Genomic DNA, 25,532 nt, shown 5'->3' with positions numbered 1-25,532 from the left:
CCCTTGTCAGGCCGGCTTCCGCTCGCCGGCGATGGTCGGCAATAGCTCGGACACGGTCGGATGGATATGCACCGCGTGCGCGAGATCGGTGGCGGTGCCCTGCTTCACCATCAGGTCGAGCACGCCGTGGATCGCCTCGTCGCCGCTGGTGCCGAGGATCGCGCCGCCGAGGATCATGCCGCTGTCCGCGTCGCTGACCAGCTTCATGAAGCCGAGCGACTCGTCCTTCTCGACCGCGCGGCCCACCCGCGCCATCGGTCGCTTGCCGACCTCGATGCGGTGCCCCGCCTTCTTCGCCTCCGCCTCGCCCATGCCGACGCGGCCGAGCGGGGGATCGATGTAGAGTGCATAGGCAGGGATGCGATCGGTCACCTTGCGGTCGGCACCGTCGAGCAGATTGTCGGCGACGATCTCGAAGTCGTTATACGCAGTGTGGGTGAAGGCGCCGCGGCCATTGCAGTCGCCCATCGCCCATATGTGCGCGACATTGGTGCGCAGCCGATCGTCGACCTGCACATAGCCCCGCGCGTCGGTGGCCACGCCCGCCGCATCCAGCCCCAGATCGTCGGTGTTGGGCGTGCGCCCCACCGCGAGCAGCACATGGCTGCCGAGCACTTCGGGGCTGCCCTCGTGGCAATCGACGCCGACCAGTACGTCCTCACCCTGGGCTGCAAAGCGGATGCATTCGGCGCCGGTGCGGATCGCGATGCCTTCCGCTTCCAGGATGTCGCGCACCGCATCGGAGATTTCGGAATCCTCGCGGCCGATCAGCCTGGGGCCCTTCTCGACGATCGTCACCTCGGCGCCGAAGCGGCGGAACATCTGGCCGAACTCCAGCCCGATATAGCTGCCGCCCACCACCACCAGATGGCGCGGCACCGCGTCGAGCTTGAGGATCGTGCTGTTGGTGAGGAACGGCACCGCGTCCACGCCGGGCATGTCGGGCACCAGCGCGCGGCCACCGACGTTAAGGAAGATTCGATCCGCCTCCAGCACGTCGTCGCCGACGCGTACCCGGTGCGGCGATTCGAATGTCGCCTGGCCGAAGAACAGCGTGCAGTTCGCCATCCCGTCGATCCAGCTTCGCAGTGAGGCGCGCGAATCCGACGAGATCTTGTCGGCCCGCCCCCGCACCTTGGCGAAGTCGATGCCGACCTCGCCGCGGATGGTCACGCCGAAATCTGCCGCCCGACGGGCCATGTGCGCGGCATAGGCGCTGGCGACCAGCGTCTTGGTCGGCTTGCAGCCGGTGTTGACGCAGGTGCCGCCGAGCAGGTGCCGCTCGACCAGCGCCACCGACATGCCCGCATCGCTCAACCGCCCGGCGAGCGGCGTCCCTGCCTGCCCGGCGCCGATCACGATCGCGTCGAACCCGCGGCTCACAGCGAAGACACCGCAAAGGCCGCGATGCCGATCGCCGCGAGGTCCTCGACCAGCGCGGCGGGGAGGTCGGTGCCGAACGCCCGGCACAGCCCCATCCGCGCCGCATAGCCACCGAAGGTGCCGATCACCGCGCCGATGACGCCGGCGGCGAGGCACAAGGGCAGCGAACTCGCCGCCAGCCCGATCGCGGCACCGCACAGCGCGCCGGAGACCAGCCGCCCGATGAACCCCGGCGGCGACTTGCGGCTGGGCGTGGTCGGCAGCTTGTCGGCGACATATTCGCCGATCGCCAGCACGGTGAAGATCCAAGGCGTCCCCCACCAGCCGAGCCAGCCGAGCCAGGTGCCGCCGAGTGGCAGCCAGCCGGCATAGGCCGCCCAGGATATCGCCATCGGCGCGGTCATGGTGCGCATGCCGGCGACGATGCCGATCAACAGCGCGAGGACGAGGGGCGGCATCGGCAGGACTCCCAATAACGGCACCACCCAGCGCCTTTCTGCGCGCCTGCGCAACTGCACTTGGGTATGCCCCCGCCGCCAACGAAACGAACCGCCACGGGTTGCAACCCGCCACCGATTGAAGGATCAGGCGGCCCAACCAAGCCCTACAGGAGAACCGGCCATGAAGACCCGCGCCGCCGTCGCCTTCGAAGCGAAACAGCCGCTGGAGATCGTCGAACTCGATCTGGAGGGCCCCAAGCCCGGCGAAGTGCTGGTCGAGATCATGGCCACCGGCCTGTGCCACACCGATGCCTACACGCTGGACGGCCTCGATTCCGAAGGCCTGTTCCCCTCGGTGCTCGGCCATGAAGGCGCAGGCATCGTCCGCGAGGTGGGCGCCGGAGTCACCAGCGTGAAGCCCGGCGACCATGTCATTCCGCTCTACACGCCCGAATGCCGCCAGTGTAAGTCGTGCCTGTCGGGCAAGACCAACCTGTGCACCGCGATCCGCGCCACCCAGGGCAAGGGCCTGATGCCGGACGGCACCACCCGCTTCAGCTACAAGGGCCAGCCGATCTTCCATTACATGGGCTGCTCGACCTTCTCGAATTTCACCGTGCTGCCCGAGATCGCGGTGGCGAAGATCCGCGAGGACGCGCCGTTCCAGACCAGCTGCTATATCGGCTGCGGCGTGACCACCGGCGTCGGCGCCGTGGTCAACACCGCCAAGGTGCAGGTGGGCGAGACGGTCGTGGTGTTCGGCTTGGGCGGCATCGGCCTCAACGTGATCCAGGGCGCACGCCTCGCCGGCGCGGGCCAGATCATCGGCATCGACGTCAATCCGGACCGCGAGGAATGGGGCCGCAAGTTCGGCATGACCCACTTCCTCAATACCAAGGGCATGTCGCGCGAACAGATCGTCGCCAAGGTGGTCGAGCTGACCGATGGCGGCGCCGACTACAGCTTCGACGCGACCGGCAACACCGAGGTGATGCGCACCGCGCTCGAATGCTGCCATCGCGGCTGGGGCGAATCGATCATCATCGGCGTCGCCGAGGCAGGCAAGGAAATCGCCACGCGCCCGTTCCAGCTGGTCACCGGCCGCGTCTGGAAGGGCACCGCGTTCGGCGGTGCCAAGGGCCGGACCGACGTGCCGAAGATCGTCGACTGGTACATGAACGGCAAGATCGCGATCGACCCGATGATCACCCATGTCCTGACGCTGGAAGAGATCAACAAGGGCTTCGATCTGATGCATGCGGGCGAAAGCATCCGCAGCGTCGTCGTATACTGAGAGGAGAACAAGCGATGTTCACCCATGTGATGCTCGGCGCCGACGATATCGACGCTGCCAAGACCTTCTACGATGCGACGCTCGGCGTGCTCGGCGTGCCTGCGGGGATCGTCGATGAGAAGGGCCGGATCGGCTATGCGCACAGCGGCGGCCGTCTGCTCATCACCAGGCCGATCAATGGGGAACCGGCAAGCTGCGCCAATGGCGGGACGATCGGCTTCTTCGCCGCATCGACCGACCTCGTCGACGCATGGCAGGCAACGGGCGCGGCGCATGGCGGCACCGTGATCGAGGATCCCGCGGGGATCCGAGACGCCACCGGCGGTCGCCAACTCTACCTCGCCTATCTGCGCGATCCTTCGGGAAACAAGCTGTGCGCCGTACACCCGGTCCGCGCGTGATGGAGACGCTGTCGACCAACAAGGCCTTTGGCGGCGTGCAAGGGGTGTATCGCCACGTCTCCTCCGCGACGGGCACGGCGATGACCTTCTCGGTCTATGTCCCGCCCCATGCCGAGGATGCGAAGCTGCCGGTGCTCTGGTATCTTTCGGGCCTCACCTGCACCCATGCCAACGTTACGGAAAAGGGCGAGTATCGCCGGGCCTGCGCGGAGGCGGGCATCATCTTTGTGGCCCCCGACACCTCCCCGCGCGGTGAAGGCGTGGCCGATGTGCCGGACTATGATTTCGGCCAGGGCGCCGGCTTCTATGTCGATGCGACCGAGGCGCCCTGGGCGCCGCATTTCCACATGCGCAGCTATGTCGAGGACGAGCTGCCGGCGCTGCTTGCGGCCGAGTTCCTGATGGCGGACCTGGACCGCCAGGGAATCACCGGCCACTCGATGGGCGGTCACGGCGCACTGACCATCGCCTTACGCAATCCCGACCGCTTCCGCAGCATCTCGGCGTTCGCGCCCATCGTTGCGCCCAGCCAGGTCGCGTGGGGACAGAAGGCGCTGGGTGGCTATCTCGGCGACAACCCGGCCGCGTGGCGCACCCACGACGCCGTCGCGCTGATCGAAGACGGCGCGCGCGTGCCGGCACTACTGGTGGATCAGGGCGACGCCGACACTTTCCTCGCCGAGCAGCTTCGCCCGCAGCTGCTGGCCGATGCCTGCACCGCCGTCGGCATCCCGCTGACGCTGCGACTCCAGCCCGGCTATGACCACAGCTATTATTTCGTCTCCACCTTCCTCGCCGAGCATGTCGCCTGGCATGCCGCGCGGCTGAAAGCGTGATATAAGACCAGCACACCGGCGCCGCATGACGCGGTGCCGTCCATTCGGGGGAGTTTTCGGGCGTGAAGTTGAAGCCGCTGTTCGCCGTCGTCGCCGCACCGCTCGCGCTGCTGTTCAGCCCGCTCGCCTTCGGCCAGGCGGCACCGGCGACCGCCACGCCCGCCCCGCAGAGCCGCCCCGCCGATCCGGCCCTGTGGGTGGTCAAGGATGCGGACACCACCATCTATCTTTTCGGCACGGTGCACGTGCTGCAGCCCGGGCTCAGCTGGTTCGATTCGGCGGTGAAGACGGCGTTCGACAAGAGCGACACGCTGGTGCTCGAACTGATCGAGCCCGATCCCGCCGCGATGCAGGGGCTGCTGATGAAGACCGCGATGGCGCCCGCCGGCACCAAGCCGATCGCCGAGCAGCTGCCGGCAGACAAGCGCGACGCCTATCTGAAGGCGATGGCCGATATCGGCGTGCCCCCGGCCGCGTTCGACATGCTCCAGCCCTGGGTGGCGGGCATCACGCTCAGCGTCGCGGGCCTGCCCAAGCTGGGTTATGATCCCGCGAGCGGCGCGGAGAAGGTGCTGACCGCTGCCGCCCGGGAAAGCGGCAAGCCGATCGTCGGGCTGGAAACCGCGGAGCAGCAACTCGGCTATTTCTCCAGCATGCCGCAGGCGCTGCAACTCGCCTTCCTCATGTCGGCGGTGGAGGATTACCCGAAGCTCGGCACCGAGCTCGGCAAGATGATCGACCAGTGGGCCGCGGGTGATCCAGAAGCACTCGGCGCGACGATGAACGAGGGCATGCGCGATACGCCCGACCTCGCGAGGATCCTGCTGACCGAGCGCAATGCGCGGTGGGCAAAATGGATCAAGGCACGGCTCCAAACGCCCGGAACGGTGTTCTTGGCGGTAGGTGCCGGCCATCTGGCCGGCAACGACAGTGTCCAGGCGTTCCTCGCAAAGGATCAGGTGAAAGCGGAACGCATCCGCTACTGACCCTCCGAGGGGCGCGTCCTCTTTGACGCGGCGCCCCGCCGTATGCACCTTGGAGCAATTCGCATGGCATCGAACCCCCGTCCCTTGATCGGTCTGCTCGCGGGCGTGACCGCCGGCCTGGTCGCCTCGGCCGCAATGGCCGCCTTCCAAAACCAGGCGGGCAAGCTGATTCCCAAGGAAGACCAGAGCGACGGCGATCCGGCGACGGTGAAGGCTGCCGACATGGTGGTCGAAGCAACCACGGGCGAAAAGGTACCTGAAAAGTATCGCGAAGCCTCGGGCCAGGCGGTGCACTACATTGTCGGTGGCGTGCTGGGTGGCATCTACGGGCTGATCACCGAATATCGTTCGGAAGCGGCGTCGGGCTTTGGCGGCGCGTACGGCGTGGTGACCTCCGCACTGCTGGACGAGGGGGCGGTGCCGGCACTTGGGCTCGGCAGCGGGCCGAGCGAGACGCCGGCCTCGATCCACGCGTACGGCGCCGCATCGCACCTGGTCTACGGCGTGGTGCTGGAAGGTGTGCGGCGGATCATCGCCGGCGCGCGGTAAGCTACGCGCAGTCACCCTCACCCTTCCCACCCCTTCGGCGGCGGGCCAGCATCGACGCCGCGGGAGGGGGGATGTTCGCGGGGTTGGATCGTCCCCCCCAATCGCCTTGCGCGAACCCCTTATTGCTATACCCTCCCGGGTTGCGGACGAGACTGGACAGACCCGGCGCGCGCCGCGACCCGCAATTGCAGGGGAGGATGTCACTCTATGACGATCGTCTATTTCGCCATCGTTTGCGGCCTGATCGCCGTGGCCTATGGCTTCATCACCAGCCAGCAGGTGCTGCGTGCACCCGCCGGCAATGCCAAGATGCAGGATATCGCCGCCGCGATCCAGGAAGGCGCCAAGGCCTATCTAACGCGGCAATATACCGCCATTGCCGTGGTCGGCGTCGTGGTGGGTGTCGTACTGTTCCTCACGCTGGGGATCATCCCCACCGTCGGCTTCCTCATCGGCGCGATCCTGTCCGGCGTCGCGGGCTTTGTCGGCATGAACATCTCGGTCCGCGCCAATGTGCGCACGGCCGAGGCGGCGCGCGGTAGCCTGCAGGGCGGGCTCACCCTCGCCTTCCGCTCGGGCGCGATCACCGGCATGCTGGTGGCGGGCCTCGGCCTGCTCTCGATCGCGGTGCTGTTCTGGTATCTGGTGGAGGTGGCGCACCACGCGCCGGGCGATCGCATCGTTGTGCTCACCCTTTCCACGCTGGCCTTCGGTGCTTCGCTGATCTCGATCTTCGCGCGCCTCGGCGGCGGCATCTTCACCAAGGCCGCCGATGTGGGTGCCGACCTTGTCGGCAAGGTCGAGGCCGGCATTCCCGAGGACGACCCTCGCAATCCCGCGGTCATCGCCGATAACGTCGGCGACAATGTCGGCGATTGCGCCGGCATGGCCGCCGATCTCTTCGAAACCTATGTCGTCACGCTCGGCCTCACCATGGTCACCATTGCGCTGCTGCTGCGCGGCGTCGATGCGGCGCTGCTCACCCGGCTGATGGCGCTGCCGCTGCTCGTCGGCGGCGTGTGCATCATCACCTCGATCCTCGGCACGTACATGGTCCGCCTCGGCATCAACCAGTCGATCATGGGCGCGCTCTATAAAGGTTTCTGGACCACGGTGATCCTGTCGGTGCCCGCCATCTACGGCGTCACCCATTATGTGCTCGGCGGCCGGATGCAGGATTCGATCGCCTCGCTCGGCGATCCCAGCGCGCTGCTCGACGGCAGCACGCTTTCGGCCGATGCAGTTGCGGCGACGGCGGCGATGCCGACTGTCACCGGCATGGGGCTGTTCTGGTGCATGATGATCGGCCTGGCGGTGACCGGGCTGCTGGTGTGGATCACCGAATATTACACCGGCACCAATTTCCGCCCGGTGAAGTCGATCGCCAAGGCCTCGGTGACCGGCCACGGCACCAACGTCATCCAGGGCCTCGCGATCAGCCTCGAATCGACCGCGCTGCCGACGCTGGTGATCGTCGTCGCGGTGATCGCGACCTATCAGATCGCGGGTATCCTCGGCGTGGCGTTCGCCGCCACCTCGCTGCTGGCGCTGGCCGGGATGGTGGTCGCGCTCGACGCCTATGGTCCGGTGACCGACAATGCCGGCGGCATCGCCGAGATGGCCGGCCTCGAAGACGAGGTCCGCCACAAGACCGATGCGCTCGACGCGGTGGGCAACACCACCAAGGCGGTGACCAAGGGCTATGCGATCGGCTCGGCGGCGCTGGCGGCGCTGGTGCTGTTCGGCGCCTACACCACCGATCTCGACCATTATCGCGACGCGCTGGGGCTTACCGGACCGGTCAACTTTTCGCTCTCCAACCCGTATATCATCGTCGGGCTGCTGCTTGGCGCGCTGCTCCCCTATCTGTTCGGTGCGTTCGGCATGACCGCGGTCGGCCGCGCGGCGGGATCGGTGGTGGAGGATGTCCGCGCGCAGTTCCGCGACAATCCGGGCATCATGGCGGGCACCAGCCGGCCCAATTATGCCCGCACGGTCGACATCGTCACCAAGGCAGCGATCCGCGAGATGATCGTGCCCTCGCTGCTACCGGTGCTGAGCCCGATTATTGTCTATTTCCTGATCGCCGCGGTGGCGGGCAAGGAACAGGGCTTTGCGACCGTCGGCGCGATGCTGCTCGGTGTGATCGTCTCCGGCCTGTTCGTCGCCATCTCGATGACCAGCGGCGGCGGCGCCTGGGACAATGCGAAAAAGTACATCGAGGACGGCAATTACGGCGGCAAGGGCAGCGATGCCCACAAGGCTGCGGTGACCGGCGACACGGTCGGCGATCCGTACAAGGATACCGCCGGACCGGCCGTGAACCCGATGATCAAGATCACCAACATCGTCGCGCTGTTGTTGCTGGCCGCGCTGGCAGGCGGCGGCACGCACTGACCTGAAGATCCTCCCCGGAACGGGGAGGGGGACCATGCGCAGCATGGTGGAGGGGCAGCACCGCGAGGGACTCGCCCGTGGAAGCCCCCTCCACCACCGCCTTCGGCGGCGGTCCCCCTCCCCGTGCCGGGTAGGATCTTGTTCCCTCACCGACCGATCCCCACATTCCGCACGAAGACACGCGCCCGTGCCGCGCCGCCTTCCCTTTTTCCTTCCAGCGCTGTAAGGGCGACGCACTTTTACGCGCGCTAATCCCTGAGAGGCATTTTTTGGCCAAAGAAGAACTGCTTGAAATGCGTGGACAGGTTGTGGAGCTTCTCCCCAACGCCATGTTCCGCGTCCGGCTTGAGAACGACCATGAGATTCTCGGCCACACCGCCGGCAAGATGCGCAAGAACCGCATCCGCGTGCTGGTCGGCGACGAGGTGCTCGTCGAGCTGACCCCGTACGACCTGACCAAGGGCCGCATCACCTACCGCTTCAAGTAAGCAGGCGCGGCCCATGCGGCTCGTGCTCGCTTCCACTTCGCCGCGACGGCTCGATCTGCTCACCCGGATCGGCGCCGCGCCCGATCGCGTCGCTGCGCCCGATGTGGACGAGGATGTCCGCCCCGGCGAGCTGCCGCGACCCTATGTGCTGCGCGTCGCCACCGCCAAGGCGCATGCGGTCGACCGTGCCGAGGACGAGATCGTCCTTGCCGGCGACACCAGCATCGCCGTCGGCCGCCGCATCCTCGGCAAGCCCGAAGACGAGGCCGATCTGCGCCGCATGCTGGCGCTGCTTTCCGGCCGCCGCCACCATTGCCTCTCGGCACTCTGCGTGATCGGCCCCGACGGCAAGGCCCGCACCCGCGTCTCCGACACCGTGGTTGCTTTCAAGCGCCTCAGCGACGCGGATATCGATTGGTACGTCGCCAGCGGCGAAGGCATGGGCAAGGCGGGCGGCTATGCCATCCAGGGCAAGGCCGAGGCGTTCGTGCGCTTCCTCTCGGGTAGCCATTCGGGCGTGGTCGGCCTGCCGGTGTTCGAAGCCCGCGCGCTGCTCGCCGGCGCCGGCTATCCCCTTGGCTGAGTGGCTGTACGAGGCGGGGATCGGCGAGAACCGTGCCGCCCTCGTCGCGCGCGGTACCATCTGGCAGGCGCGGATCGAGCTGGCGGGCACGCGCCCCCAGGTCGGCGCGATCTGCGCGGCACGGCTCGCCGACAAGTCCACCGGCAAGGTGACGCTCGATCAGGGCGGCGAGGCGCTGTGCGACCCGTTCCCCAAGGGCATCACGCAAGGCGCGGCGCTGCGCGTGAAGATCGTCCGCGAGGCGATCCCCGAACCCGGCCGCGCCAAGCTCCCCAAGGCCGTCCCCGCACCCCCTGAGGCGCCACTGGGCGACGGCCCCGACCTGCTCGCCCGCATCACCGCCAGCGACCATCCGGTGCGCCCGCTGCGCCCCCATGAGGCTGACGCGTTGGAAGCGGCCGGCTGGTCCGAGCTGCTCGACGAAGCCTATAGCGGCGAGATCGCTTTCCCCGGCGGCGCGCTGCGTATGTCCCCTACTCCGGCTATGACGCTGTTCGACGTCGACGGCGCCGGCCCGCTCGAGCCGCTGTCCATCGCTGCCGCGCACGCCGTCGCCCGCGCGATCGAGCGCTTCGGCATCGGCGGATCGATCGGCATCGACTTTCCCACGCTGAGCAGCAAGGGCGCGCGCAACGCGGTCGCCGAGGCAATCGACGCAGCACTCCCCCAGCCCTTCGAGCGCACCGCGGTCAACGGCTTCGGCTTCCTCCAGATCGTCCGCCGCCGCACCCGCCCTTCGCTGCCCGAGCTGCTTCACGCCGATCCGGTCGGCGCCGCCACCCGCGCCGAGCTTCGCCGGCTCGAACGCCTTCCCCCGCCGGTCCCGGGCACCCATATGGTGGATGCCCGAATCGCCCGCCGCCTGGCGCGCGAGCCCGACTGGACCGACAGCCTCGCCCGGCGCATGGGCGGCACGGTCCAGTTCGTGACCCCCAAGGAGTGAACCCCATGCCCCGCGACGCCTGCCCGATCTGCGGCAAGCCCACCGCCCAGGACTTCAAGCCCTTCTGCAGCCGCGGCTGCAAGGATCGCGACCTGCTGCAATGGCTGGGCGAGGGCTATCGCGTGCCCGGTGAGCGGGCGCAAACAAATCTGCAATCGGGACTGGACAGCCACGAATTCCCCGACTAACAGGCGCGCTCCCCGGCGGCTCCGCCGGTGTGCCCGGGTAGCTCAGTTGGTAGAGCATGCGACTGAAAATCGCAGTGTCGGCGGTTCGACTCCGTCCCCGGGCACCATCCACCTCTCCGCAGACATCCCGCGCGCGAACGAATCCGATGGACACGGCTATGCCGTTGTCTGGCGCGACCGGCGATGATGGTGCCAGGGGTCGGTCGCCAGGCGATCGGCGCTGTTGGCGGGCTGGGCACGCCAATTTGGCGCGTCCAGCTGGCCGTCAATAGTTCAGGCTCCAGCCGATGAGATGCGCCACGGACGCGACCCACAGGATGCCCAGCAGCGCCATCGCCGCCAATGCGGCGCGTAGCCGCATGGCCCAGCCGAACGGGGCACGGAACATCTCGGCGAGGTTCCACAACCCCAGGCCCGCCGCCGTGACGGGCACGATCGCCGCGACCTGCAGCAGGCGGATCGGCGCGTCGAGCGTGGCATTGTACGCATCGACATGCTGGCCGAGGATGGGTGAAAGAATGGCATACCAGCCCCCCAGATAGGCCAGATCGGCGATCGCGCCGATCCGTACCAGCCGCCGCGTCCACACGACCCGCCCCGCCGCCGCCGGGGGGGCCCGGAAGCGGCGACGGACCCACCACCCCACCGGCCAGACCAGTATGGTGACTACCAGCACCAGCAGCGACAGACCGAGGACAGACTGGAAGACGGTCGCATTGCGGGAGAGGGGAACCGCCTGCAGCACACCTACCGGGTTCTGGCTGTCGACGATCGCGCGGCGGCCGCCCAGTTCGGTGACGCGGAGCAGCCGGGTTCCGTCCAGCTCACGCCACAGGCCCGGCGATATCTCGCGGAAGCGCTTGCCCTCGATCGACGACAGCTGGATCGTGCCGTCGGGTTCGGCGCGCACCTGGTCCTGCTGGAGCAGGTAGAACAGGCTGATGAACCCCGTCTCCACCCGCCGCGTGCTCTCATAATGTCCGGCGAGCGCCTGCGCGTCCCGTGCGGCGCTGGCAATCGCAGGCTGCATCGGCGGGAGCGGCACGGGGAAATAGCGGTCCATGAACAGGTCGAACAGCCGCTCGCGAACGCCGTACACCGCGTCGTTTTCGCCGCGGCTGCTGAAGCTGACGAAGATGCCGACCTTCTTGTCCGGCAGCAGGTTGAGATCGGTGTGGAACACGATGGTATCGCCGCCATGCCCGATCACCGGCGTACCGTTGCGCATCATCCAGAAGAAGCCATGCGCCATGGTATCGAAACCGGGCGCCGGCGGCGTGGAGGGACGGTGCAGGAACGCGATGGTGGCGGGCTTCAGGATGGTTGCCCCGCCGTAGCTGCCCTCGCCAAGTTGCATCAGCATGAAGCGCGCCATGTCGTCGGCGGTGGTTGCCACGCTGCCCGCCGGCGCGGTGCCGACCAGCTCATAGGGCTGCGGCGGTCCGTCGCTTGTCGCATAGCCCTTGGCCGCCAGCGGGGCGAGCGCCGGCGGGAGCGGCTGCGCGAAGGTGGTACGCGCCATGCCCAGCGGGCCGGTGATGTGGCGCGCGACATAAGCCTCGAACGATTCGCCCGAGACCCGCTGGACGATATAGCCGGCGAGCGCCACGCCGTAATTGGAATAGGCCGGCGCCTCGCCGGGCTCGAAGAGGAAGGGGCGCGTATTTTCTTTCAGATAGCGCTCGGTGGTCTTGAGCAGCTTGGGGTCGCTCGCCAGCAGATCCTTCAACCCCTCCTCGAAACCACCGCGATGCTGCATCAGGTCGTTGATCGTCACCGCGCGCCCCGGCGGGGTGATGCGGAAATCGAGATAGCGGTTCACATCGGCGTTCAGGTCGATCCTGCCCGCCTCGACCAGCTGCATCACCGCGGTCCAGGTCAGCAGCTTCGAGGTCGAGCCTATGCGCATCAGCGATCGCCGCGGATCCATCGGCGTCTTCGCCGCTACGTCCGCATAACCATAGCCTTTTTCGAACAGCACCGCGCCGTCCTTGACGATGGCCACCTGCGCGCCCGCGATCTTGCCCGCCTTGAGCGAGGCAGGCATGTAGCCGTCGAGCCAGGCGCCGACGTCCGCCGCGGTGAGCTGCGGCGTCTGCGACGGGACGACAGGCGCCGTTGCGACGTCGGCCGCCGGGCGCGGGGGGGGTGCGATGGGCGGCGGCGCAACCTGCGTGGCAGCGACGAGGAACATCGCGAGCAGCGCTATCAGGGGCTTCTTCATCCTCATCCTCTCGGTTCGCCTGGCAGGTTTTGCGGGATCCTGTGCTCGGCATGGCCGCGCCGGAACAGCGTCGCCACCAGCAGCGGTACGACGTAAATCGCAATCAGCAGCACGGCGAGCAGGCGGTATCCGCCCGCGATCAGGCCGACGAGACCGACCCGGTCCGCCAGCAACATGCAGGGCGCCAGCAACGCCAGCGTGAGCAGGGCGCGTGCGACGGGGCCCAGGCGAACCTGACCCCGCCCCCGCGCGATCCGCTCGTTGACCGCGTGCACGGCGCCGGTGCCGCTTTCGAGCAGCGCAGCAAAGATCATGAGCTGGAACAGCAGGTGAAAGATCGGGTGCCCGAGCCGGACGAGCATGAAGTCCGAGGGGAGCACCGCGCCGGCGATCTCGGGCAGGAATGCAGCCATGCAGACGAGGAACAGCAAGGCCGGCAGCATCGCAAGGGGGCCGGCGAGCGCGCCGGCAATCACCGCATCGCGACCCGAACGGAAATGGCGGGTCACCGGCAGCACGATCACCGCGCCGACGATGTTGTAGCCGGCATAGGTGACGCCGCCGAGCGCCCAGCCCGCCCCCAAGGGCGCCCCATCCGCGAAGGCCGCACCGATGCGCCCCCCGATCTCGGTGAGGGCAAGCACCAGAAACGCCGCATAGGTGGCATAGAGCAGCACCGAAACCCACAGGAACACGCGTTCCACGCTGCGATTGCCCCAGGCAACGCAGGCGACGATCCCGACAAGCAGCGCCAAGGTACCAATCAGCGGGTGAAGCCCGAAAACCGCAGTGCCGATCGCACCCGCCGCCGCGCCGAAGACGGCGAGCACGACGATGATGAACAGCGCATAGGCTGCCTCGAACGCCACCCATCCGCGCCCCAGCAGCGCCTGGAAAAAGGTGCGATAGTCGCGCGCGCCGATCGCATGGGCGAAGCGGAAGGTTGCGGCGGCGACGACACTCCAGATCAAGGTTGCCAGCAACATCGCCAGCACCCCGCCCCAGGGCCCGGCCGGAAGGAAGAATTCGGCGAGCTCGCGTCCGGTCGCATAACCGCCGCCGATCACGACGGCCTTGAACGCCAGCCCCGGCAGCACCAATCGCCGCAGGCGATCGGCCGCGGCGGGGGTCAGGCCTCGCATGCGTCGAGCAGCCGCTGGAACGCGTCGCCGCCACGAATGGGATCGGCGGCAGGAAGTCCGATGCGCTGCGCCGTCCGCGCGATCTCCTCCGCTGCCGCATCGGCAGTCATCCCCGCGGTGTTGAGGCTGACGCCGACGCAGCGGATCGCCGGGTTGGTCAACCGCCCGATGGCGATCGTCTGGGCGATCACGGCCTCGATCGAGGGCACGGCATAACCAGGCGTGCCGAGGATCTGCGCGCGCCCCGGCTGGTGGCAGACGACGAACAGATCGGGCTGGCTGCCGTGGAGCAATGCCAGCGACACCGCGGCGTAGGCGGGATGCAACAACGATCCCTGGCCTTCGATCACGTCCAGATGCCGCGGCGATGCGTCCGGGCTCAAGCGTTCCGCCGCGCCCGCCGCGAAGTCCGCAACCACCGCGTCGATGGCGATACCCTCGCCCGCGATCATGATGCCGGTCTGCCCGCTCGCGCGGAACTGCGCATCGATACCCCGCGCCTGCAGACCGCGGGCGATGGCGAGCGCGGTGTATTTCTTGCCGAGCGCGCAATCGGTGCCCACCGTCAGCAGCCGCCGCCCCGTCCGCTTGGCTCCGCTGGCGATCGGCAGACCGGGCGGCGGCACGCGCACGTCGATCAGCCGGACCCCGGCCTGCAGCGCCGCCGCATGAAGCGGCGCGATCTCCGTCAGCCGGGTATGGAGCCCCGCGACGACATCCAGCCCCGCCGCCGCCCCTTCGAGTAATGCCGGAAGCCAGGAGTCGGGGACGACCCCGCCCTGATTGGCCACGCCGATCACCATCGAGCGCGCGCCCGCCGCCGCCGCCGCCGCCGGCGACATCCGCGGCAGGCCGGTGGTCACGGTCGCAGCGGGCAAGGCATGCTCCGCCAGACATTTGTCGCCTGCCCAATCGCGAAGCCCCAGCGCCGTCTTTGCAAAGCCGGACTCGACGGCATCGCCGAGGAACAGCAGATAGGGCGCCTTCAGTACATGGACCGCGGGCGCGGGCGGCCGGGGTTCCGCGCTGGTCGCGACGCCCATCGTCAAAAACGCAGGCCGAGCGTGGCGCCGATCGTGCGCGGCTGAATCGGGCTCACCGCGATGCCGCCATTTGGCCGCGTCCGGTAGGTGCCCGCAGCCACGAGCCCGCGCGAATTGCCGAGGTTTCGGGCATAGAGGGAAAGGTCTAGGCGTCCCAACGCCGCGCCTGCGCGAAGGTTGACGGTGCTGTAGCCATCGAAGATCAGGCGTCTGCCATAGGTGTCGCGATACACTAGGTCGAAATTGCCGGGCCGATCGCTCACGGCGGAAATATCCGCACCGACATAGGGCTTGGCTCCACGCAAGTCCCAGCGATATTCCGCAGAGACATTCGCGTTCCAGCGCGGCGCGAACGGCAGTTGGTCGCCGTCGAGCCCGCCATTGGCGGTGTCGCCGCGCAGCCGCGAATGATTGTACGCAACCGTCGCCGTCACGTCGAAGCCGCGGATCGGGCGGAGCGCGGCAGTCGCCTCGAAGCCGTGCACCCGTGCGCCGCGACCATTTGCATCGGCGGTGATCGGGCCCGCGTCGGACTGGAAGGTGGCGACAATCAGCGTCTTGTCCCAGTCGAGATAATAGGCGGAGAGATCGATGCCGAAGCTGCGATCCGCCGTCTGTGCGCGGATGCCCGCCTCATAGCTCATCAGCGTGTCGGCATCGGTCCTGGTCGGGTAATCCGCCGGCGCGCCCGGGGGCACGACATTGGGCCCGCCCGGGCGATACCCCTTGGCGACGCGCGCATAGACTTCGCTGTGCGGCGCAAACTCGAACCGGGGCGCGGCAGACCAGGTGAACACGCCTTCCGAGGACGTGACGCGGCTCTCCGACCGCCCACCGAACAGGATGCCGTCGAGCAATTGCGTCGTGCGCTGGTCGTTATGGCTGTAGCGGCCGCCCAGGGTGAGATCGAAGCGGTCGGAGAAATGGACGGTCGCGCTGCCGAAACCGGCATATTCCTTGTACACGGAATCCAGCTGCGCAAAGGCGAGATCGGAGAAGCCGGGGATTGCAGGCACTGGCGTCACCGCCTTGCCCGTCGCATTGTCATACGGGAAATAACGCTGGAAGAGCTGTCCGGGCTCGCGGGTGAAATAGCCGCCGACGAGCCACTCAACCCTGCTCGATCCGTTGGACGCGATCCGCGCCTCCTGGGTGAATTTCTTCTGCGTCGACTGGTTGGGATAATAGATCCCATAGGCATCGGGTGACAGGCCATAGACGCCGGCAGACGCCAGTTGCGCCAGCGTGAGGCCGTCGCCGCCCTCGTTGTACGACACGTCGCTGCGATCCGTCGCCACCTGGCGGCTGTAGCTGGTGACCGAGGTCAGCGTCGCGAAGCCGAAGTCATAGGCGAGCGTGCCGGTGTAGAGGCGATAGCGGACGCGGTTCTGATCGGGGAATAGCTGGTAGCGCAACTCGCCACCGCCGGTGGGCGCGCCGGTGAACGGATCGGCAGCGATCGGTGCCAGCGTCGCTGGATCGGCATCAAAGGCGTTGCGCGAATCCACGTCGATATTTTGCAATACGGCGGTCGCCCGCAGCGACAGGCGATCCGTCGGCTGGACGAGCAGCGATGCACGGCCGCCATAGCTGTCGGCGCGGTTGATGTTGTCGTCCCGCAGACCGATCGCGTCGATATAGCCGCCGGTCCGGCGATAGAAGCCGCTCGCGCGCACGGCGATCTTGTCGCCCAGCGGCACATTGAGAACGGCGTTGCCCGAATAGCCGACATCGCCGCCCTTCACCGTTTCGATGCCCGCCTGCCCGCGTGCCTGCCATTCGCCCAGCTTGGGGGCGACGGTGACATATTTGACCACGCCGCCTAGCGAGTTGGCGCCGTACAGCGTGCCTTGCGGTCCGCGGAGCACTTCCAGCCGCTCGATGTCGAAGGTGTCGAAGTCCCCCGCGAGCGTCGCGCCGTTGGTCTGGCTGGTGCTCGAGCCGAAGGGCGTGTCATCCAGATAGACGGCCACCGTCGGACTCGCCCCGCCGGCATTGATACCGCGGAGGACGACGCGCGTCTGTCCGGGATTGCCGGATTCGAACGAGAGCCCGGGGACGAGCGCGGCATAATCGGCGATGGTGCGCGCCTGTCGTTGCTCCAACGCGTCGCCGCCGAGTACCGAGATCGATTGCGGCACTTGCGCCAGCGTCTGCTCGCGCTTCTGGGCGGTAACGATGATGTCGTCGCCGGTGGTGGCCTCGCCATTCTGCCGCGTGTCGGGAAGGGCCTGTGCCGCGGCCCCGCCCGCGGTGAGAAGCGCCAATATGCTGGTGGCCATGGCGGCCCGACGGATGCTCCTCATGGCAGCTCCTCTCCCCTATTTGCTGATCAGGATGCTAATGTCCTGATTGGAGAATAGTCAACCTACTTCTGTACCATTTGACTATCGAGTATGCGGCGGGCGGCGGGGTCGATCATCATGAGCAGCAGCGCGGCCACGGCCGCGAGCCCTGCAAGCAGCAGGAAAAAGCCGCCATGGCCCAGTTGCGTCCACAGCGTCCCGACCAGCCCGGCGGCGAGGCTGCCGCCGAACGTGGCGAGATACCAGGCGGCGACGGTGGTCGCGCCAAGTCCCGTCGGTGCCAGCCGAGCGAACAGGCCCAGCCCGGTCGGCAGGATGTGCAACTCGCCAAAGGTCAGCAACGCGAAGAACAAGGCGAGCCACGGCCAGTGTGCCTTGCCCCCAGCCGTGGCCAGCGCCGCCAGCAAGAGAAACGCACCCGCGACCAGCAACGCCCCCACGGCCATGCGCCGAACCGGGCGCTCCGCCCCGCCGCGCGCCGCACGGCGGCGCCACAGCACCAGCAGCGGCGGGGTCATTGCCATCACGAACAACGGATTCAACGACTGGAACCAGGTCATCGGGATCGTCGCTCCGGCGGCGCGGCGATCGACGCTGGTATCCGCCCAGAGTGCCACGGTGTTCCCCGCCTGCTCATACGCCGCCCGGAATACGGTGACGCACAGTGCCACGGCGACCAGCAGCAGTATGATGTCACGCGGAAAGCGTCCGCGGGGCTGCGCCGTCGTGGCCGGTGCTCTCGCTGTCGAACGCGGCGAGGGCAGATAGCGCTGCCCCCAGATATAGATGCAGAGCCCGACGACCATGCCGATACCCGCAGCGCCGAAGCCGTAATGCCAGCCCAGAACCTCGCCCAGCGTCCCGCAGAGCAGCGGCGCAAGAAATCCGCCGATGTTCACGCCGACATAATAAACGTTGTAGGCCCACCCCACGCGCGGGTCGCCCGGCGCGTAGAGATCGTCGATCTGGCTCGGCAGGCTCGGCAGGAACAGGCCGTTGCCCAGTGCGATGGTAACCAGGGCCGGATAGAACAGCGGTTCGAACGCCATCATGAAATGCCCGATCGCCATGATCGACCCGCCGAGCAGGATCGCCCGCCGTTTTCCCAGCAGGCGGTCCGCAATCACCCCGCCCAGGATCGGGGTGAAATAGGCGCAGGCGGTATAGGCCCCATAAATCAGCGAGGCCTGGCCCTGTGGCAGCAGAAGCTGCTTGGTCATGTAATAGACCAGCAGCGCGCGCATGCCGTAATAGGAGAATTGCTCCCACATGTTGGTCAGGAACAGCACCGTCAGCCCGCGCGGCTGACCCAACCAGCTGGGAGCCGCGGCGCCCTCGACGGTCATTCGCCCCAGACCTCGGGGCCGGCGAACAGCGTCCCGTCCTGGTAGACGACGCCGGGTGTTCGGTCCTCCGAAAGGAAGATTGGGCCATCCAGATCGACGAGATCGGCGATCTGGCCGAGCACGAATCCGGGCGCGGTCGCCAGGCTCGAGGCGATCATCGTGCCGACCATCACGCCTAGCCCCAGCCGCCGCGCCTCCGCCGCCACCAACAGACCCTCGGTAAGCCCACCGCACTTGTCGAGCTTGATGTTGACCACGTCGAAGCGCCCCTTCGCGCCCGCCACATCGGCCAGCGTCAACAGGCTCTCGTCCCCGGCCAGCGGGATGGCGGCGCGATAACCGTCGAGATCGGCCTCGGCACCGCGCGGGAGCGGCTGTTCGAGCAGCGAGACACGGTGCGGCACCAGTCCCGTCACCAGCGCGCCGAGCGCGTCCCGATCAAAACCCTGATTGCCATCAACGCCCAGCCAGACATCGGGCCGCGCCGCCCGGATCGCAGCGACGCGCGCCAGATCGAGCGGCAGGTCGCCGGTCAGTTTGACCTTGATCGATCGCGCCTGGGCGTAGGTGCGGGCCGCCTCGGCCATCGCTGCGGGCGTGTCGGCGCTGACGGTGAAGGTCGTGACGATCGGCCGGGGCGGCGCGTCGAGCCCGGCCAACCGCCAGATCGGCAGGCCCGTGCGCTGCGCCTCGAGCTCCCATAGCGCCGCATCTACCGCATTTCGCGCGCCGCCTGCCGGCATCAGCGCGCGCAGTTCCTCCCGCGTCGGGCCTGCCTCGATGGCAGCCCGCGCTGCCGCGATATCAGCCAGCATGTTCGGCAGGTCGTCGCCGAGATAATAGGCCCCCGCCCCCTCACCGCGCCCCCGATGCGTGCCGTCGTCGATCGAGACCCGCAGTACCTCGGCCACGTCGAAAACATAGCCAGCGATGCGGAAGGGCCGGGCGAGCCGCAGCGATACGGTCTCGGTCACCAGCCGGAGCATCAGTAGTGCACCGTGATCGCGAGGAGGTGGAATGCCCAGGCCATCCACAGCAGCACCAGCGTCGCGAGCAGCACCAGCGCTGCCCAGAGCTTGCGCGTCCAGCGCCGTCCGTCATGCACGGCGCACCACGCGTTCCACCCGCTGATCCCCACCGCGCCGACGAACACGATCACGCTGGCGAACTGGACGAGCAGCAGCGCGGCATCGGCGGGGGCGACATCGCCGAACAAGACCGAGATCAGCCAGAACCAGCCGCCGAGCATCAGCAGATCGGCCAGCGCCATGATCCGCGTGGCGCGCACCGCCCGCCGCGACCATCCGCCGAGCGTCGCGGCAGACTGCGTCCGCCGGCGGATCCACCAGCCGGCGGGCCAGGCCAGCACCGTCAGCAGCAGCACGGCGATGCTCGCATACAGGGCCGGCATCAGCCACGCCGCGGAACGGTAGGCGGGTACCCGATCCCATACCATGAAGGGCGAGACGAGATCGAAACTCCAGCGGACGGGCTTGCCGTTCACCAATTGCGCCGCAAGGCGATCATGCCCCGCGACGTCGCGCCAGACATAGGGCGAGATCTCGACCCAGGTGACCGGCACGCCGTTGGCGCCCTTCACCGAGGGGATGACCAGCCGTCCCGCCGCATCGACGGTCGCGTTGGCCTGGCCGAACAGGTTGAGGATATCGACGAAGTTGGTGAACGAACCGCGGCTGACCTGCCACTGCCCCGCCATGGCTTGCGCATGCCGCTTCGCCGTCGCCGCATCGACGCGGCCGTCACGCATCGTCGCGGGAAAATAGCGATCGGCGAAATCCTGGAACAGCTGGCCGCGGATCACATGCGCGGCGCCCTCGCGTCCCGCCGCATTGAACGACACGTACAGCCCGGTCCGCTCCGCCAGGAACAGGTGCAGCGACGTGTGCATCTGGTTGGTGTCGCCGAGATGCGCGATGACCTTGCGGCCGTTGATGTCGGTGTCGAAGAAGCCCAGTTCCATCCGGTTGAGCGGCGGGATCAGCGAGCGCGGGTCGATCTTGCCGAGCGGGCTGGCATGCATCAGCGCCGCCGTCTCCGGCCGGAGGATACCGCGTCCCTGCTCCAGATGCGCGATCATGAACTTGGCCATGTCGAGACCCGAGGCGGACAGCGCGCCGGCGGGGCCGGGCACAACGATCTCGAAGGGCTTGGGCGCCTCCGAGGCCAGCGGATAGCCCTCGGCCGCGAGCGATCGAAGCGGTGCCGGCAGCGGCTGGCGGAAACTAGCGGTGCGCATGTCGAGCGGGCGGAAGATCCGCTGCTCGACATAGTCATCGAACCGCATGCCCGAAACGCGCTCGACGATGTAACCGGCCAGCGTGGTCGCCCAGTTGGAATAGGCCGGTGTCGTGCCGGGGGCATAGACCCGGGCGGGGACATGCCGCTTCAGATAGGCGCCGATCGGCTCCACATCCGCCGCATCATAGGTGATCAGCTTCTTGTTCGCCTCCTCGAATCCGGCGGTATGCGTCATGATCTGGCGCATCGTGATCGGCCTGCCCTGATAGGCCGGAATCCGGAAATCGAGATAGCGGGTCACGTCGGCATCGAGGTCGATCCGCCCCGCTTCCACCTGCTGCATCACCGCGGTCCAGGTGACGAGCTTCGAGACGGAGCCGGGGCGGAACAGCGTGCGGGCGGGATCCACGGGGCGACGCTTGGCGATGTCGGCAAAGCCATAGCCGCGCGCCGCGATCACCTGCCCGTCGCGCACCACCGTAACCACGGCGCCGGCGACGTCGCCGCTGTGCAGGGCATAGGGCATATAGCCGTCGAGCCAGGCGGTGACGTCCGCCCCGGTCAGTGTATGCGTACCCTGGGCGGGCGGCGGCGCCGCCTGCGCTGCGCTATTCGGCACGGTGGGAGGCGTGGCGGGCTTGGGTTGCTGCGCCGGCGCGGCCAGGCCGATCGTCGCGGCCGCCAACGCGCCAAGCCATCCCAGACGTCGAACGATCGTGCCCATTGCCGAGACCCCTCCGTTTCGATACTGTATCCAGCATCCTGATTGGGACATGTTTATCCTGATTAGGACAATCGTCAACGGGCTATGGAGACCGCCGCCTTGCCGACATCGACCGCGACGCTGGGGACGCTTCTGAAGGGACTTCGCGCGCGAGAAGGCTGGACGCTCAAGGAAATGAGCGCGAGGTCGGGTATTCCCGTCTCGACTCTCTCCAAGATCGAGCATGATCGCCTCACGCTCACCTATGACAAGCTGCAGGCGCTGGCGCAGCGGCTGGGCATGCGCATGACCGATCTCTTTGCCGAGACCCCGCCGGAGACGTCCGCGGTGCAGCCGGTCACCGCGCGCCGCAGCCTCGGTGACGTCGACCGTGCCGTGCGGGTGGAGACGCCGAACTACGATTATTACTATCTCTGCACCGAGCTGCGCCGCAAGCGGATGATCCCCGTGGTCACCAAGATCCGGGCGCGGTCGGCCGAGCAGTTCGGCGACCAGGTCCGCCACTCCGGCGAGGAATTCCTGTACGTGCTCAGCGGCCGCGTCGAGGTGCAGACGGAATTCTACGATCCGGTGATCCTTGAGCCGGGCCAAGCCATCTATCTCGATTCGAGCATGGGCCACGCGTATCTCGCCGCCGCAGGCTGCGAGGAGGCGGAGGTGCTGGCGGTGATGTCGAGCGCGGAGGAGGAACTGATGGAATCACTCTTGCACCTTCATCACGGGCAGCAGGAAGGCGGTGCCGAGAAACGGCACCCGTCTGCCCCCGCTTCCGGTGGCGCGCGATGAAGGCCGCGCTGCTTGTCGCAGTCGCGCTGACGGCCACCACCCCGGCTTTAGCGCAGAACGAGGCGACCCGCGTGGCGCGGGTCCTTCGGGATACGCCGCTGATCGATGGCCACAACGATTGGCCCGAAGCGCTTCGCGAGCGCCAGGGCGACGAGCGGTGGACCAGCGATCTGCGCGATCTCGCGGCCAGCAAGACCGCTTACAATACCGATATCCTACGATTGCGGCGCGGGATGGTCGGCGGGCAATTCTGGTCGGTCTGGGTGTCGCCCGCGCTCCCCGGCAAGGAACAGGTCGAGCAGACGCTCGAGCAGATCGATCTCGTGCGATCGCTTCCCGATCGCTATCCCGACGTGTTCGCGCTGGCGCGCACCGCTGCCGATGTGCGCCGCATCCACGCCGCACAGCGCATCGCCTGCCTGATCGGGGTGGAAGGCGGGGGCCAGATCGACGGCAGCCTGTCCGTCCTGCGCACCTATGCTGCGCTGGGCGCGGGCTATCTGACGCTCACGCATTCGCGCGCGATCGAATGGGCGGATTCCGCGACCGACGATCCGAAGCACAACGGGCTCACCGACTTCGGCCGCAAGGTGGTACTGGAGCTCAATCGCCTCGGCATGCTCGTCGATCTGTCGCACGTCAGCGAGAAAACGATGCGCGATGCGCTGGCGGTGACCCAGGCGCCGGTACTTTTCTCGCATTCGAGCGCGCGCGCGATCGACGACCATCCGCGCAACGTGTCCGACGCGGTGCTGAAGCTGGTTGCGCAAAATGGCGGCGTGGTGATGGTCAATTATGCCCCCGCCTATGTCTCCGAGGCCTATCGCCGCTGGTCGGCGGATGCGCTCGCCGAAAAGGCGCGGCTCAACTCCCCGCCCTATGACGGGATCGACATTGGCCAGCCTGACAAGGCTGCGGCAGATTACGCCGCCTGGCTCGCCGGCCATCCCGCGCCGGCGGTGACGCTGGCCCAGGTGGCGGACCATGTCGAGCATATCGCGAAGCTGGCCGGGATGGACCATGTCGGCCTGGGCTCCGACTTCGACGGGGTGGGCGAAACCTTGCCGCAGGGTCTGGGCGACGTCTCGACCTATCCGGCGTTGCTCGCCGAGCTGATGCGCCGCGGCTGGAGCGATGCGGATATCGCCAAATTGGCCGGGGGGAACGTCCTGCGCGTGATGGAGTCCGCGGAACGCGTTGCCGCGCGGATGCGCCGCGCGGCGCAGGCCGGCAAGCCAGGCTGAGCATCCCGCTGGAGGCGGAGGACGCGGCTTTCGGTACGCGCTCAGGCTGGAGTCGATCTTTTGCCGACGGTTGGCTACAGATGGTACCGTCGGTCTGCCGGACCACTATCCTAAGGAATGTTGATGATCCTCGGCCCCACCCGCCTCCTCGTTGTCGCAAGCGCCATGCTGGCGAGCGCCGGGCAGGCAGCCGCATCGCCGCAGCCTGACCCGGGCAAGAAAGCGTGTGTGCAGGAAGCGCGGCGCTTGTGCACGGCGGAAATGAAGTCGCTGAGCCGGAAGAAGGTGGAGGCGTGCATGATCGTCAAGATCGATCAGACCTCCCCCACCTGCCACGCCGCGATGCTGCGCATCCGGGCAGAGCGCGAAGCCGCGGCTAAGCGCTGACGCGTTCGCCGCCGTACAGCGCACGATTTTCCGCACGGATCCGGACCGTCAGCATCGCCGCGTTGAGCAACGTGAACAGCAGCGCGACCCAGACGAGTCCGAAGGTCAGCGGCAGGACCGCGATTTCCGCGGTGACGACCATGTAATTGGGATGCCGCACGAAGCGGAAGGGTCCGCGCCGTACCAGCGGGGCATCGCGCGTGACGATGATGCGCGTCGTCCAGCGCGGCCCCAGCGTCGCCAGGACCCAGACGCGCAGCAGCTGCAGCACGGCGAACACTGCGAGCAGCGGCAGAAAGATGGGTCGATCGCCGACGGTGAACCACAGCACCGCCAGCCACGCGGTGTGCAGCGCCACCATCACAGGATAATGCTCCCCGCCCACCTCATGCGCGCCCTCGGCAAGGAGTCGCGCGGTATTTCGCCGCGCGATCACCAGTTCGCTCAGCCGCTGCAGGGTGACGAAAGCCATGATGGCATAGGCCGCGTTCATGCCGCGCACCGTAACGTGAGCGACGAAGCGGTAAAGCCCGGACCGAGTGCGCTGAGCACCGACAGCTTGGGCAGACCCTCACGTCGATACCGGTCCAGCACGAACAGCACGGTGGGTGCCGACATGTTGCCATGGTCGCGCAACACCTCGCGCTCCTTCACCAGCGCGCCCTGGTTGAGCGCCAGCGCGCTTTCGATGGCATCCACCACCTTGGCGCCGCCCGGATGGCAAATGAACTGGTCGACATCCTCGATCGCCAGCCCCTGGGGCGCGAGCATTTCCTGCATGGCCTGTCGCATTTCCTTCCGCGCGAAAACGGGAATTGCCCGGTTGAGCACGACACCCAGGCCGGTCGGCTCCGCCTGCCATCCCATGATGTCGAGCGTATCGCTCCAGGTCTTCTCCGCGCTGCCGGTGATCTGGACGAAGCCGTCCTCGCCGCTGCGCAGCACGCATGCCGCGGCGCCGTCGCCGAACAGCGCGGTGGAGACAAGGTCCGCCTTGTCCGCGCGGTCGGTCCGCAGCGCCAGGCTGCAGAGTTCGACCGCGACGAACAGGATGGCGGAGCCCGGCGTGGCACGCGCCAATTTGCTCGCGAGACCCAGGCCGGTGGCGCCACCCGCGCAACCAAGCCCGAACACCGGTACCCGCGCGACGTCGTTCCGGAAGGCGATCCGCGCCATCGCCCGCGCCTCAAGGCTGGGCGTGGCGATACCGGTGGAGGAGATGGTGACGATGGTATCGATCCGCCCTGCCGGCACGCCGGCCTCGTCCATCGCCCGAATTGCCGCGGTGACCCACAGATCCAGCGCGACCTCCAGATAGGCGTCGGTGCGTTCGAGAAAGCTGCGCGGGCTGCGATACCAATCGACGGGTCTGGCCAACTGACGCGTCTGAATGCCGGCATTGGCATAGACCGCGGCAAGCCGCTCGAAATCGCTGAATTGGTCGCCAATCAGGTCGCGAGCGGTGGCGAGAGCCTCGGTCTGCGTCAGGATGTGGGAAGGCGTTTCGGTTGCTAGCGAAAGAATCGACACCGGCTGCATGAAGGCTACCGCCTGACTTACCGGCGCACCGGCGAAAAAGGTTC

Annotated in this window: 24 protein-coding genes and 1 tRNA gene; 14 read left to right on the top strand and 11 right to left on the bottom strand. The window is 67.6% G+C overall.

What is annotated here, in order from left to right; all coding sequences use genetic code 11:
* Positions 1–6 precede the first annotated feature (6 nt).
* Both RT655_RS12170 and RT655_RS12165 read right to left on the bottom strand, forming a co-directional pair.
* Positions 7–1,383, bottom strand: a complete 1,377-nt coding sequence (locus tag RT655_RS12170) for an FAD-containing oxidoreductase (protein ID WP_313537026.1) — start codon at positions 1,381–1,383, stop codon at positions 7–9.
* Positions 1,380–1,841 carry a DUF4126 domain-containing protein gene (locus RT655_RS12165; protein ID WP_313537024.1) on the bottom strand — a complete coding sequence of 154 codons (462 nt, stop codon included), beginning with the start codon at positions 1,839–1,841 and terminating at the stop codon, positions 1,380–1,382. Before RT655_RS12165 ends, RT655_RS12170 begins: the two co-directional genes overlap by 4 nt.
* Positions 1,842–2,004: 163 nt before the next feature.
* Between RT655_RS12165 and RT655_RS12160 the strand changes: the two genes are divergently transcribed.
* The 11 genes from RT655_RS12160 to RT655_RS12110 all read left to right on the top strand — a co-directional run bounded on the left by RT655_RS12160 (position 2,005) and on the right by RT655_RS12110 (position 10,595).
* Positions 2,005–3,117 carry an S-(hydroxymethyl)glutathione dehydrogenase/class III alcohol dehydrogenase gene (locus RT655_RS12160; protein ID WP_313537022.1) on the top strand — a complete coding sequence of 371 codons (1,113 nt, stop codon included), beginning with the start codon at positions 2,005–2,007 and terminating at the stop codon, positions 3,115–3,117.
* 14 nt (positions 3,118–3,131) lie between these two features.
* Entirely contained in the window at positions 3,132–3,518 is a 387-nt protein-coding gene (locus RT655_RS12155; protein WP_313537020.1) for a VOC family protein, read from the top strand.
* Positions 3,518–4,354: an S-formylglutathione hydrolase gene (gene fghA / locus RT655_RS12150; protein WP_313538459.1), complete on the top strand. Its 837-nt coding sequence runs from the start codon at positions 3,518–3,520 to the stop codon at positions 4,352–4,354. The genes RT655_RS12155 and fghA overlap by 1 nt, the downstream gene beginning before the upstream one ends.
* Positions 4,355–4,416: 62 nt before the next feature.
* Positions 4,417–5,340 carry a TraB/GumN family protein gene (locus tag RT655_RS12145; protein ID WP_313537018.1) on the top strand — a complete coding sequence of 308 codons (924 nt, stop codon included), beginning with the start codon at positions 4,417–4,419 and terminating at the stop codon, positions 5,338–5,340.
* 63 nt (positions 5,341–5,403) lie between these two features.
* Complete coding sequence (locus RT655_RS12140; RefSeq protein ID WP_313537016.1) at positions 5,404–5,889, top strand: DUF1440 domain-containing protein; 486 nt, start codon at positions 5,404–5,406, stop codon at positions 5,887–5,889.
* Between the two features lie 207 nt (positions 5,890–6,096).
* Positions 6,097–8,286, top strand: coding sequence for a sodium-translocating pyrophosphatase (locus RT655_RS12135; protein WP_313537014.1), 2,190 nt, complete (start codon positions 6,097–6,099; stop codon positions 8,284–8,286).
* A 269-nt stretch (positions 8,287–8,555) separates the two neighbouring features.
* Entirely contained in the window at positions 8,556–8,774 is a 219-nt protein-coding gene (infA, locus tag RT655_RS12130; RefSeq protein WP_003049127.1) for a translation initiation factor IF-1, read from the top strand.
* 13 nt (positions 8,775–8,787) lie between these two features.
* Positions 8,788–9,357 (top strand): nucleoside triphosphate pyrophosphatase, encoded by a 570-nt coding sequence (locus tag RT655_RS12125; protein ID WP_313537012.1) that lies wholly within the window; start codon positions 8,788–8,790, stop codon positions 9,355–9,357.
* Positions 9,350–10,300 (top strand): ribonuclease, encoded by a 951-nt coding sequence (locus RT655_RS12120; RefSeq protein WP_313537010.1) that lies wholly within the window; start codon positions 9,350–9,352, stop codon positions 10,298–10,300. The genes RT655_RS12125 and RT655_RS12120 overlap by 8 nt, the downstream gene beginning before the upstream one ends.
* Before the next feature lie 5 nt (positions 10,301–10,305).
* Positions 10,306–10,488 carry a DNA gyrase inhibitor YacG gene (locus tag RT655_RS12115; protein ID WP_313537008.1) on the top strand — a complete coding sequence of 61 codons (183 nt, stop codon included), beginning with the start codon at positions 10,306–10,308 and terminating at the stop codon, positions 10,486–10,488.
* 31 nt (positions 10,489–10,519) lie between these two features.
* Positions 10,520–10,595: transfer RNA gene (locus RT655_RS12110), tRNA-Phe, on the top strand.
* 158 nt (positions 10,596–10,753) lie between these two features.
* On the opposite strand, the gene RT655_RS12105 is transcribed toward RT655_RS12110, so the two are convergent.
* The 7 genes from RT655_RS12105 to RT655_RS12075 form a co-directional block, all read right to left on the bottom strand.
* Positions 10,754–12,712: a serine hydrolase domain-containing protein gene (locus tag RT655_RS12105; RefSeq protein ID WP_313537006.1), complete on the bottom strand. Its 1,959-nt coding sequence runs from the start codon at positions 12,710–12,712 to the stop codon at positions 10,754–10,756.
* 2 nt (positions 12,713–12,714) lie between these two features.
* The gene (locus tag RT655_RS12100) at positions 12,715–13,854 is read right to left on the bottom strand and encodes a hypothetical protein (protein ID WP_313537004.1); all 1,140 of its coding nucleotides are present in this window, start codon (positions 13,852–13,854) and stop codon (positions 12,715–12,717) included.
* Positions 13,842–14,897: a DUF1611 domain-containing protein gene (locus tag RT655_RS12095; protein WP_313537002.1), complete on the bottom strand. Its 1,056-nt coding sequence runs from the start codon at positions 14,895–14,897 to the stop codon at positions 13,842–13,844. Before RT655_RS12095 ends, RT655_RS12100 begins: the two co-directional genes overlap by 13 nt.
* A 2-nt stretch (positions 14,898–14,899) precedes the next feature.
* Positions 14,900–17,203 carry a TonB-dependent receptor gene (locus RT655_RS12090; protein WP_313537000.1) on the bottom strand — a complete coding sequence of 768 codons (2,304 nt, stop codon included), beginning with the start codon at positions 17,201–17,203 and terminating at the stop codon, positions 14,900–14,902.
* A 62-nt stretch (positions 17,204–17,265) separates the two neighbouring features.
* Positions 17,266–18,549, bottom strand: a complete 1,284-nt coding sequence (locus RT655_RS12085) for a peptide MFS transporter (protein WP_313536998.1) — start codon at positions 18,547–18,549, stop codon at positions 17,266–17,268.
* A complete protein-coding gene (locus RT655_RS12080; protein ID WP_313536996.1) occupies positions 18,546–19,535 on the bottom strand; it encodes a dipeptide epimerase in 990 nt (329 codons plus the stop codon). The genes RT655_RS12085 and RT655_RS12080 overlap by 4 nt, the downstream gene beginning before the upstream one ends.
* The gene (locus RT655_RS12075; protein ID WP_313536994.1) at positions 19,535–21,532 is read right to left on the bottom strand and encodes a serine hydrolase domain-containing protein; all 1,998 of its coding nucleotides are present in this window, start codon (positions 21,530–21,532) and stop codon (positions 19,535–19,537) included. Before RT655_RS12075 ends, RT655_RS12080 begins: the two co-directional genes overlap by 1 nt.
* Positions 21,533–21,616: 84 nt before the next feature.
* Between RT655_RS12075 and RT655_RS12070 the strand changes: the two genes are divergently transcribed.
* The 3 genes from RT655_RS12070 to RT655_RS12060 all read left to right on the top strand — a co-directional run bounded on the left by RT655_RS12070 (position 21,617) and on the right by RT655_RS12060 (position 23,949).
* Positions 21,617–22,318: an XRE family transcriptional regulator gene (locus RT655_RS12070; RefSeq protein WP_313536992.1), complete on the top strand. Its 702-nt coding sequence runs from the start codon at positions 21,617–21,619 to the stop codon at positions 22,316–22,318.
* Positions 22,315–23,562: a dipeptidase gene (locus RT655_RS12065; RefSeq protein ID WP_313536990.1), complete on the top strand. Its 1,248-nt coding sequence runs from the start codon at positions 22,315–22,317 to the stop codon at positions 23,560–23,562. Before RT655_RS12070 ends, RT655_RS12065 begins: the two co-directional genes overlap by 4 nt.
* A gap of 117 nt (positions 23,563–23,679) precedes the next feature.
* The gene (locus tag RT655_RS12060) at positions 23,680–23,949 is read left to right on the top strand and encodes a hypothetical protein (RefSeq protein ID WP_313536988.1); all 270 of its coding nucleotides are present in this window, start codon (positions 23,680–23,682) and stop codon (positions 23,947–23,949) included.
* Here RT655_RS12060 and RT655_RS12055 read toward each other — a convergent pair.
* On the bottom strand, positions 23,939–24,442 hold the full coding sequence (locus tag RT655_RS12055; RefSeq protein ID WP_313536986.1) for an isoprenylcysteine carboxylmethyltransferase family protein: 504 nt from the start codon (positions 24,440–24,442) through the stop codon (positions 23,939–23,941). The genes RT655_RS12060 and RT655_RS12055 overlap by 11 nt on opposite strands.
* Complete coding sequence (locus RT655_RS12050) at positions 24,439–25,488, bottom strand: 3-oxoacyl-[acyl-carrier-protein] synthase III C-terminal domain-containing protein (RefSeq protein ID WP_313536984.1); 1,050 nt, start codon at positions 25,486–25,488, stop codon at positions 24,439–24,441. Before RT655_RS12050 ends, RT655_RS12055 begins: the two co-directional genes overlap by 4 nt.
* Positions 25,489–25,532 lie beyond the last annotated feature (44 nt).

Origin of the sequence: Sphingomonas sp., from assembly GCF_032114135.1 — a bacterium.
Taxonomy (GTDB): Bacteria; Pseudomonadota; Alphaproteobacteria; order Sphingomonadales; family Sphingomonadaceae; genus Sphingomonas.
The sequence above is the reverse complement of the archived record's forward strand: the minus strand, read 5'-3'. Positions and strand labels throughout refer to the sequence as shown.

Excerpts from the sequence above, each read along its gene's own strand:
- RT655_RS12165 (WP_313537024.1), bottom strand. The coding sequence starts at position 1,841 with ATGCCGCCCCTCGTCCTCGCGCTGTTGATCGGCATCGTCGCCGGCATG.
- RT655_RS12160 (WP_313537022.1), top strand. The coding sequence starts at position 2,005 with ATGAAGACCCGCGCCGCCGTCGCCTTCGAAGCGAAACAGCCGCTGGAG.
- RT655_RS12155 (WP_313537020.1), top strand. The coding sequence starts at position 3,132 with ATGTTCACCCATGTGATGCTCGGCGCCGACGATATCGACGCTGCCAAG.
- fghA (WP_313538459.1), top strand. The coding sequence starts at position 3,518 with ATGGAGACGCTGTCGACCAACAAGGCCTTTGGCGGCGTGCAAGGGGTG.
- RT655_RS12140 (WP_313537016.1), top strand. The coding sequence starts at position 5,404 with ATGGCATCGAACCCCCGTCCCTTGATCGGTCTGCTCGCGGGCGTGACC.
- RT655_RS12135 (WP_313537014.1), top strand. The coding sequence starts at position 6,097 with ATGACGATCGTCTATTTCGCCATCGTTTGCGGCCTGATCGCCGTGGCC.
- RT655_RS12125 (WP_313537012.1), top strand. The coding sequence starts at position 8,788 with ATGCGGCTCGTGCTCGCTTCCACTTCGCCGCGACGGCTCGATCTGCTC.
- RT655_RS12115 (WP_313537008.1), top strand. The coding sequence starts at position 10,306 with ATGCCCCGCGACGCCTGCCCGATCTGCGGCAAGCCCACCGCCCAGGAC.
- RT655_RS12105 (WP_313537006.1), bottom strand. The coding sequence starts at position 12,712 with ATGAAGAAGCCCCTGATAGCGCTGCTCGCGATGTTCCTCGTCGCTGCC.
- RT655_RS12100 (WP_313537004.1), bottom strand. The coding sequence starts at position 13,854 with ATGCGAGGCCTGACCCCCGCCGCGGCCGATCGCCTGCGGCGATTGGTG.
- RT655_RS12095 (WP_313537002.1), bottom strand. The coding sequence starts at position 14,897 with ATGGGCGTCGCGACCAGCGCGGAACCCCGGCCGCCCGCGCCCGCGGTC.
- RT655_RS12090 (WP_313537000.1), bottom strand. The coding sequence starts at position 17,203 with ATGAGGAGCATCCGTCGGGCCGCCATGGCCACCAGCATATTGGCGCTT.
- RT655_RS12085 (WP_313536998.1), bottom strand. The coding sequence starts at position 18,549 with ATGACCGTCGAGGGCGCCGCGGCTCCCAGCTGGTTGGGTCAGCCGCGC.
- RT655_RS12080 (WP_313536996.1), bottom strand. The coding sequence starts at position 19,535 with ATGCTCCGGCTGGTGACCGAGACCGTATCGCTGCGGCTCGCCCGGCCC.
- RT655_RS12075 (WP_313536994.1), bottom strand. The coding sequence starts at position 21,532 with ATGGGCACGATCGTTCGACGTCTGGGATGGCTTGGCGCGTTGGCGGCC.
- RT655_RS12070 (WP_313536992.1), top strand. The coding sequence starts at position 21,617 with ATGGAGACCGCCGCCTTGCCGACATCGACCGCGACGCTGGGGACGCTT.
- RT655_RS12065 (WP_313536990.1), top strand. The coding sequence starts at position 22,315 with ATGAAGGCCGCGCTGCTTGTCGCAGTCGCGCTGACGGCCACCACCCCG.
- RT655_RS12060 (WP_313536988.1), top strand. The coding sequence starts at position 23,680 with ATGTTGATGATCCTCGGCCCCACCCGCCTCCTCGTTGTCGCAAGCGCC.
- RT655_RS12055 (WP_313536986.1), bottom strand. The coding sequence starts at position 24,442 with ATGAACGCGGCCTATGCCATCATGGCTTTCGTCACCCTGCAGCGGCTG.
- RT655_RS12050 (WP_313536984.1), bottom strand. The coding sequence starts at position 25,488 with ATGCAGCCGGTGTCGATTCTTTCGCTAGCAACCGAAACGCCTTCCCAC.